Annotated in this window: 8 protein-coding genes; 5 read left to right on the top strand and 3 right to left on the bottom strand. The window is 68.3% G+C overall.

Annotated elements, in window-relative coordinates:
• Positions 1 to 241: 241 nt before the first annotated feature.
• The gene (locus tag ACTJJK_RS09230) at positions 242 to 1,492 is read left to right on the top strand and encodes a glycosyl hydrolase family 8 (RefSeq protein ID WP_051884933.1); all 1,251 of its coding nucleotides are present in this window, start codon (positions 242 to 244) and stop codon (positions 1,490 to 1,492) included.
• A gap of 209 nt (positions 1,493 to 1,701) precedes the next feature.
• Positions 1,702 to 2,154 (top strand): hypothetical protein, encoded by a 453-nt coding sequence (locus ACTJJK_RS09235; protein WP_223621779.1) that lies wholly within the window; start codon positions 1,702 to 1,704, stop codon positions 2,152 to 2,154.
• Positions 2,155 to 2,229: 75 nt separating this feature from the next.
• Here ACTJJK_RS09235 and ACTJJK_RS09240 read toward each other — a convergent pair whose 3' ends face one another.
• Positions 2,230 to 2,424, bottom strand: coding sequence for a hypothetical protein (locus ACTJJK_RS09240; RefSeq protein WP_031371981.1), 195 nt, complete (start codon positions 2,422 to 2,424; stop codon positions 2,230 to 2,232).
• A gap of 289 nt (positions 2,425 to 2,713) precedes the next feature.
• Here ACTJJK_RS09240 and ACTJJK_RS09245 point away from each other — a divergent pair, with 289 nt between their 5' ends.
• On the top strand, positions 2,714 to 3,508 hold the full coding sequence (locus tag ACTJJK_RS09245) for an N-acetylmuramoyl-L-alanine amidase (RefSeq protein ID WP_031371980.1): 795 nt from the start codon (positions 2,714 to 2,716) through the stop codon (positions 3,506 to 3,508).
• A gap of 6 nt (positions 3,509 to 3,514) precedes the next feature.
• Here ACTJJK_RS09245 and ACTJJK_RS09250 read toward each other — a convergent pair whose 3' ends face one another.
• Together ACTJJK_RS09250 and ACTJJK_RS09255 are read right to left on the bottom strand one after the other, a co-directional pair.
• Positions 3,515 to 4,090, bottom strand: a complete 576-nt coding sequence (locus ACTJJK_RS09250) for an NADPH-dependent FMN reductase (RefSeq protein WP_031371979.1) — start codon at positions 4,088 to 4,090, stop codon at positions 3,515 to 3,517.
• Between the two features lie 169 nt (positions 4,091 to 4,259).
• Positions 4,260 to 5,603, bottom strand: a complete 1,344-nt coding sequence (locus ACTJJK_RS09255) for an amino acid permease (RefSeq protein ID WP_051884931.1) — start codon at positions 5,601 to 5,603, stop codon at positions 4,260 to 4,262.
• Positions 5,604 to 6,106: 503 nt separating this feature from the next.
• Between ACTJJK_RS09255 and ACTJJK_RS09260 the strand changes: the two genes are divergently transcribed.
• Positions 6,107 to 6,289: a hypothetical protein gene (locus ACTJJK_RS09260; protein ID WP_057916776.1), complete on the top strand. Its 183-nt coding sequence runs from the start codon at positions 6,107 to 6,109 to the stop codon at positions 6,287 to 6,289.
• A gap of 219 nt (positions 6,290 to 6,508) precedes the next feature.
• Complete coding sequence (locus ACTJJK_RS09265) at positions 6,509 to 7,300, top strand: lytic transglycosylase domain-containing protein (protein WP_031371976.1); 792 nt, start codon at positions 6,509 to 6,511, stop codon at positions 7,298 to 7,300.
• The last annotated feature ends 8 nt before the right edge of the window (positions 7,301 to 7,308 follow it).

Raw genomic sequence — 7,308 nt, forward strand, 5'->3', positions numbered from 1 at the left:
CCTGCCCGCCGCATTCACGCGCGCGGTCACGTCTGAACGAATGCTGCGCTGCACCGCGCGCTAGCCTCGGTCTGCGTCCGGCGCGGTGCATCGCGCGTTGTCGGACGCGTAACGCCGCCGCGCCCGCACTCGATCCGCTCATCGAACACCAGCCATGCCGCGCCGGCGAATCGGAGCGGCGAATGGCGAAGTGCGCGCGCGGTTCCCGCCAGGCCTTCGTTCCCCACCTTCGGAGACACCCATGTCAGTGCACACGAAGACGACGCGCCACACCTCGCTGCGACGCTGTCTGCAATCGCTCGCTCTCGCCGTCGCCACCACCGCCGCGTTCTCGGCCGCGGCCGCACCCAACTTCCCGTTCGGCAGTCATCGCCAGGCTTATGCCAGCGGCACCCTGAGCCCGAGCGTCGGCCGCGCCGCGGCCGACCAGTCCACGGCCTCGTTCTATCGCACCTGGAAGCAGCGCTACCTCGTTCCGGCCTGCAAGGCCGGCGAGTATCGGGTCAAGGCCGCTACCGAGGACGCCTACGTGGTCTCGGAGGGGCAGGGCTACGGCATGCTGATCACGGTGATGATGGCCGGGGAAGACCCGCAGGCACAGACCTTGTTCGACGGCCTGCACCGCTACAACCGCGGCCATCCGAGTTCCAACGACAGCGACCTGCTGGCCTGGGCGCAGAACGCCAGTTGCAACAACATCCTCGACCCGGACTCGGCCACCGACGGCGACCTCGACATCGCCTACGCCCTGCTGCTGGCCGACTTGCAATGGGGTTCGAGCGGCGCGATCAACTACGCCGCCGAAGCGCGCAAGGTGATCGCCGCGATCCGCCGCAGCAACGTCAATCCCACCACCAAGCTGGTCAACCTGGGCGACTGGGTCAGCACCGACACGCCGAAGCATTACTACGCCACCCGCAGTTCCGACTGGATGCTCGGCCACTTCCGCTCCTTCGCCAGCAAGCTCGGCGACAGTTATTGGACCGGCGTGCTCGGCGCACACCAGAACCTGTTGTCGACGATGCAGACCAGTTACGCGCCGAACACCGGCCTGGTGCCGGACTTCATCGTCAACACCAACACGACCGCCAAGCCGGCGCCGGCGAACTTCCTCGAAGCCGACACCGACGGCTATTACTCCTGGAACGCCGGACGGGTGCCGTGGCGGATCGGCATCGACGCCGCGGTCAGCGGCGACAGCCGTTCGCGCAGCGCCGCGCGCAAGCTGAGCCAGTGGATCCGGGTCAAGGCCGGCAACGATCCCAACCGCGTGCGCAGCGGCTATCGCCTCGATGGCCAGGTGGTCGAGAACTACAACAGCATGTTCTTCACCGCGCCGTTCGCGGTCGCCGCGACCGTCGACCCGAATGCCCAGGCCTGGCTCGACAAACTGTGGAGCTACACCGTCTCCAGCGGCCCCAGCGACTACTACGGCGACAGCGTCAAGCTGCTGTCGATGCTGGCGGTGTCGAACAACTGGCTGAAGCCCTGAGCCGGCCGGGATCTTCGGACGAACCGCCCGATTAGGACAATCGCCTAGGTCGAAAGTCTATGGAGTGTGCCCGGCGTCCCGATTAGGATCGGGACGCCGGGCGTCGATGTGCGATGGCGCCGGCATCGACCATCCATGACAGGGAAGGCGAACCGGACGGTTCGTCGCCCCGCGGCGTCCGCGCCGTTATCGACGAGGCATAAGGGACCATGCGAAAGATTCTATCGACCTTGATTCTGGCCGCGGCTTGCGCGACGGCCACGGCTTCGCCCGACCGGGCACCGTTCGAAGTACAGGGCGTGCTGGAGCAGCAAAAGCAGATTCGCACCGAAGTCGAGACCGGCAAGGGCGCCTATGGCGGCCTCGACGCGAATGCCCGTAGGGAACTGACGACGCGCCAGGAGCGCTTGGTCAAGCTGCTCGAAGGCCGTCGTTACGAGGACCTCAGCGAGAGCGAACGCGAGAGTGCGCATGGCGACCTGGCCTGGATCGCGCAGGCCGCGCGCAGCGACGAGGAGAAGTTGATTTGCGAGCGCGTGCGGCCGATCGGCAGCAACCGGGTCGAGCGCGTGTGCAAGACCGCATCGCAGCGTCGCAAGGAACAAGAGGCCCGCGGCCAGGATCCGGAGTTGCTGCGCCAGCAAGGCCGGCCGACGATGTAATCGGCCGCTTGCCGCGCGGATCGACCCGCGCGGCAAGCGCCTGCGTCAATCGCCTGCTTTAGTCGCTATCGCGGCTCAATCGCAGCAACGACAGGGCTGGCCATTGCCCGGGTACCAACCCGGCATGCCGCCGCAGCGGTCCTGACAAATCTTGTAGCTGCACAGTGCCTGGTCGGCCGGCGCCGACGAGGCCGCCTGGGCGATGCCGAAACCGAAGCCGAACGCGGCCAAGGCGAATGCGGCGACGAGTCCGAAACCTTTGCGCTTCATGCGTGATCCTCCTGTCGTGGCGAATGGTCGTGACGAATCGTCCGGCGCCGCGCGGCACGCTGGTCCGGCGGCGCCGGGGCGCGGGGAGTGCCCATGCCGGCGGCCACTGTAGGCGCCCGTGTACCGGCGTTTTGGCGAGCGCGTCACCAAAGCGCAGGCCGCAGCGGATGAATAGGCGGTCGAATCGGCCTGAGGCGCGATCTTGCCGCACTCGCGAGCATTTGCCCGCGATTGCCGGCTCGCGCGATCATCGGCGCATCGATCGCCTCACGAGCGCCACCGCGTGTCCATGCCCTATCGTCGTCCGCTGCATTCGTGCGCCGCAGCGCTGATCCTCGCCCTGGGCGCCTGCGCGACCGCGCCGCCGCACAATCCGCTCGCGCAGTGGAAGGCTTCGCCTAACTACAACGAGCGCGGCGCGCAGCTCATCGTGCTGCACCACACCCAGATGGAAAGCGCCGAGCGCGCCTTGCTGACCCTGCAGACGCGCAACTCGCAGGGGCGGGTCAGCGCCCATTACCTGATCGGCGCCGACGGACGCATCTATCAACTGGTCGCCGACACGATGCGCGCCTGGCATGCCGGCGCCGGCAGTTGGGGGGAGATCAACGATCTCAATTCGGCCTCGATCGGCATCGAACTCGACAACGACGGCAGCGAACCTTTCGAGCAGGCCCAGATCGACAGCCTGCTGCGCCTGCTCGACGACCTGACCCGGCGCCTGAACATTCCACGCCATGCGATCGTCGCTCACGGCGACCTCGCGCCGACGCGCAAGACCGACCCGAGCGTGCTGTTTCCGTGGCGGCGCCTGGCCGAGGCCGGCTTCGGCTTGTGGCCGCGCGCCATGCCTGCAGAACCGCCCGCGGGTTTCGATGCTTGGGCGGCGTTGCGTTTGGTCGGCTACGACCTGCGCGACCCCGGGGCGGCGCTGGCGGCGTTCCATCGCCGTTTCCGCGGCAACGAAGCGCGCGAATGGCAGCCGGGCGATGCCGCGATCCTGTTCGATCTGCAACGCCAGCTCATGCAGTTGCCGGACGGCGCGCCCGCGCCCGCGCCGCCGCCGGCGCCGCCGTTGCAATAAGCGAGCTCAGGCCGCGGCTTCGTACGGCGTGGCCGAACGCGCATCGCGCAGCGCCTGCGACCACCAGCTCAGCCGCGACAGCATGGTCGTCATGGCCTTGCCCGCGGCGAGCGGTTCGTGCAGTTCGCCGTCGGGGCCGAACTGGCGCCAGGCGCTGACCAGGTTGACGCTGTCGCGCAAGGTCACCGCGTGCAGCTCGGCGAAGACCTGGCGCAGTTGCTCGATCGCGCGCAGGCCGCCCGAACTGGCGCCGTAGCTGACGAAGGCGACGGGCTTGGCCTGCCAGGGTTCGTAGCAGGCATCGATCAGCGCCTTCAGCGGCGCCGGGTAACCGTGGTTGTATTCGGGCGTGACGATGACGAAGGCATCGGCGGCGTGCAGGCGCTGGCGCAACTGTTGCAGTTGCGCTTCGTCCTGGCGCAGGACGCGACCCGACAAGGGCCAGTCGGCGGGATCGATGGGTACGGTTTCGAAACCGCCGTATCGGTCGATATGGCGTTGGGTCCATTCGGCGACGACGTCGCAGAAGCGGCCCTCGCGCGCGCTGCCGTAGATCAGCGCGAGTTTGATGTTGGGATGCATGCAGGTCGGTGGTTGGGGAACATGCCGGGCAGCTTAAAACCTAAAGTAATGTCGAGGTCAAGCGCTGCTGCGGGTGCCATACCGATGCCGCGGCGCGGTTCTTGTTCGCGCCCGGGTTGTTGCGCTGCGCCGTGCCGGCGGCGAACCGCCGGCGTGCGGTGTCTGCGGCTCAGGCCTCGGGCTTGCGCCGGAACTTGTAGATCACCGCGCCGACCGCGAGCGCTATCGCCGCGGCGATCAGGTTGGCGGTGCTGGCGCTGGCGAGCAGGCCGAGCGACAGCACGATCGCCGCGATCGGGATGATCGGGCCGCCCGGCAGTTGCAGCGCGCCTTCGCTCTTGCCATGACGCTTCTGCAGCACCAGCACCGACACCGCGGTGCCGATGTAGGTGCACAGGCGCGCCACCACCGAGAGCAGGGCGAGTTGCTGGAACGAACCGGTCAGCGCCAGCGCCAGCGCGACCACGCCCAGCAGCACCACCGCACGCGCCGGCGTGTGGAAGCGCGGATGGATCGCCGACAGGGCGCGCGGCCCGTAACCATCCTTGGACAAGGCCAGCAGATAGCGCGGGCCCATCATCACCGTATTGCTGTTGGTGCCGAGGATGGAGATCGCCGCGCCGACCGTCAGCACCAGCGCCAAGCCGGTGCCGCTGAAATGCGCGGCGGCTTCGGCGAGCGGGCTCGACGACTGGGCGATGCCCGGCAAGGTGCCCAGCGCGACCAACTGCACGGTGAAATAAATGATGGTGACCAGGACGATCATGGTCAGCAGCGCGAACGGCACGTCGCGGCGCGGATTGCGGTATTCGCCGGCGGCCGCCGGCAGGTTTTCGAAGCCGGCATAGGCGAACAGCAACAACAGCGCCGCCTCGCCGAGGTGATCCATCGGCATCGGCGTGTCCGAGGACAACAGCGAAGCATCGAAATAGAACGCGCCGATGGCGACGAACAACAGCAGCGGCAGCAGCTTGCCGATCGCCAGGGCCACGCCGGCCCGCGCCGCGGTGCGCACGCCGATGACGTTGATCAACACCAACAGGCCGAGCGAGCCGGCGACCACCGCCACGCGGGCGACCCCGCCTTTCGCCGCCGGCCAGAACAGCCCGACCGCCTCGGCCAGGCCGTTGCTCAGAGAGGCCGCGGTCGAGATGCGCGTGACCAGCAGCATCCAGCCGACCTCGAAACCGGCGAAGGGGCCGAAAGCCTCGCGGGCGTAGAGATAGCCGCCGCCGGGTTGGTCGAAATAGCTCGCCGCCTGGGCGTAGCACAGCACCAGCAGGGCCACCGCGAATCCGGCCAGCAACACTGCCCACAGACTGGCCGGGCCGAGCAGGGCGGCGGCGGTGGCCGGCAACAGATAGATGCCGCTGCCGATCACGTCGTTGATGGACAGGCCGACGATCTGCCAACGGCTGACGGCGCGGACGGTGCCGGGGCGACCGTCGTCCGGAGCAGGGGCCGCGGCGGCGGGCGAGGACGAAACGGGCGCGTGCGGCGTCGGCTGGCTCAAACGGTGGTTCCCCTCGCTCGGTGGCGGTGCGGCGGACCGCATGCGGCGCCGATCTCGTCGCACCTTAGTGCCTGCGGCCTGCCGCTTTCAATCCGCACTGCGGCATGTGGGCCGGAGCGAAGCGCATAAGCAGGCTGGGCCGGGTCGCAGCGGGGTCCGGCCGATGCGTGCGAACGTCGCCATGCGATCGAGGAGCGTCGAGCTGCGCCGAATGCGCGCCCGGTTCGTAAACGTTTTGTTGCGTTCAGTCGCGGTCGCGCGATCGCCGAAGGCACGAATGAGGCCTGACGCACGTTTTCGCCGGTTCATCGGGCCGCGCCTAACGCGTATCGCCGGCGGGCTGGTTAAAGAAACGTAGCCGGCGGACTTCGCGGCGCGTTTTCGTTCATGGCGATGACCGCAGTGTGCAGTCCGTGCCTACGAACCACGGCACGCGTTGCAGCAACGACGATCCAACCGATCCGATCGATTCGATTCACACGACACCGGAGGTAACCGCATCCATGAAGACCACCATTCGCACCGCACTGTACGGCCTGGCCGCTATCAGCGTGCTCGGCCTGGCCGCTTGCGCCAGCAAGGGCGAGACCACCGACGCGCCGGCGGCATCGAGCGCACCGGCGGCCGAAGCCGCCCCGGCCGATGCGGCCGCTCCGCCGGCGAGCGGAGACGGTTCGGGCACCTGATTCCAGGACGACGGCCATCGCGAGCGATGGCCGTCCCCAGCCAACGCAGAAGGGCGGCCGCGAGGCCGCCCTTTCTGTTGCGCCGGCCTGGTCGCCAGGGGCGATCCGGGTTCGAGCCGCTTTCGTGGCTGAACGCGATCTTGGCAATCGTGAACCCAGCGCCGCCGCCCTGACCTTCGGCGCTGGCGCGGGCCGCCGGCGGGCCTAGAATCGCGGCGAATGAACACCCGTCCGTCCGCCGCCCTGCGTGTCGTCGCTGCCGTCGTCCTGTTCGCGCTGGCCGCGGAGGCGCAGGCGCGCACCGTGTATCGCTGCGTGCGCGACGGCACCGTCAGCCTCGCCACCGCGCCCGAACCCGGTTCGCGCTGCGTCGCCAAGGAGTTCGACGACAACGCCGCCAAGCTGCCCAATCTGTGGGGCGAGATGGGCGTGATCAACGGCAACCTCTACGAACGCCAGCAGGACGGCAAGACCGTGTACAGCACGCGCAAGCTGCCCGGTTCGGTGCGGGTGATGGGTTTCACCGTGGAAACGCCGCCCGGCGAGCCGGCGCATCCGGGCCTGGGCAAGGTCGGCAAGGCCCAGCTCGATAAATTCCCGGCGCAGTTCCGTTCCGCGGCCAAGGCCAGCGGCGTCGACGATGCCTGGCTGCGCGCGATCGCCCATGCCGAGAGTGGCTTCGATGCCAAGGCGGTCTCGTCCAAGGGCGCGCAAGGGGTCATGCAACTGATGCCGGAGACCGCCAAGGAATATGGCGTGCTCGACCCGTTCTCGTCGACCGAATCGATCAACGCCGGCGCCCGCCACCTCAAGGCCCTGATGCGGCGCTACAAGGGCGATCTGATGTTGGTCGCGGCCGCGTACAACGCCGGCATCGGCACGGTCGCGCGCTATGGCGGCGTGCCGCCGTATCGCGAAACCCAGGAATACATCGCCAAGGTGCAGGCCCTGCACCAGCGTTATCAACTCGCCCTGGGCACGCGCAAGCCGGTGTTGAAGGCCGCGCAATAAGGCCGTGG

Origin of the sequence: Lysobacter sp. 22409 (assembly GCF_052045105.1) — a bacterium.
In the GTDB taxonomy this organism is placed as follows: Bacteria; Pseudomonadota; Gammaproteobacteria; order Xanthomonadales; family Xanthomonadaceae; genus Lysobacter; species Lysobacter antibioticus_B.

Excerpts from the sequence above, each read along its gene's own strand:
- ACTJJK_RS09265 (WP_031371976.1), top strand. The coding sequence starts at position 6,509 with ATGAACACCCGTCCGTCCGCCGCCCTGCGTGTCGTCGCTGCCGTCGTC.
- ACTJJK_RS09235 (WP_223621779.1), top strand. The coding sequence starts at position 1,702 with ATGCGAAAGATTCTATCGACCTTGATTCTGGCCGCGGCTTGCGCGACG.
- ACTJJK_RS09250 (WP_031371979.1), bottom strand. The coding sequence starts at position 4,090 with ATGCATCCCAACATCAAACTCGCGCTGATCTACGGCAGCGCGCGCGAG.
- ACTJJK_RS09230 (WP_051884933.1), top strand. The coding sequence starts at position 242 with ATGTCAGTGCACACGAAGACGACGCGCCACACCTCGCTGCGACGCTGT.
- ACTJJK_RS09245 (WP_031371980.1), top strand. The coding sequence starts at position 2,714 with ATGCCCTATCGTCGTCCGCTGCATTCGTGCGCCGCAGCGCTGATCCTC.
- ACTJJK_RS09240 (WP_031371981.1), bottom strand. The coding sequence starts at position 2,424 with ATGAAGCGCAAAGGTTTCGGACTCGTCGCCGCATTCGCCTTGGCCGCG.
- ACTJJK_RS09260 (WP_057916776.1), top strand. The coding sequence starts at position 6,107 with ATGAAGACCACCATTCGCACCGCACTGTACGGCCTGGCCGCTATCAGC.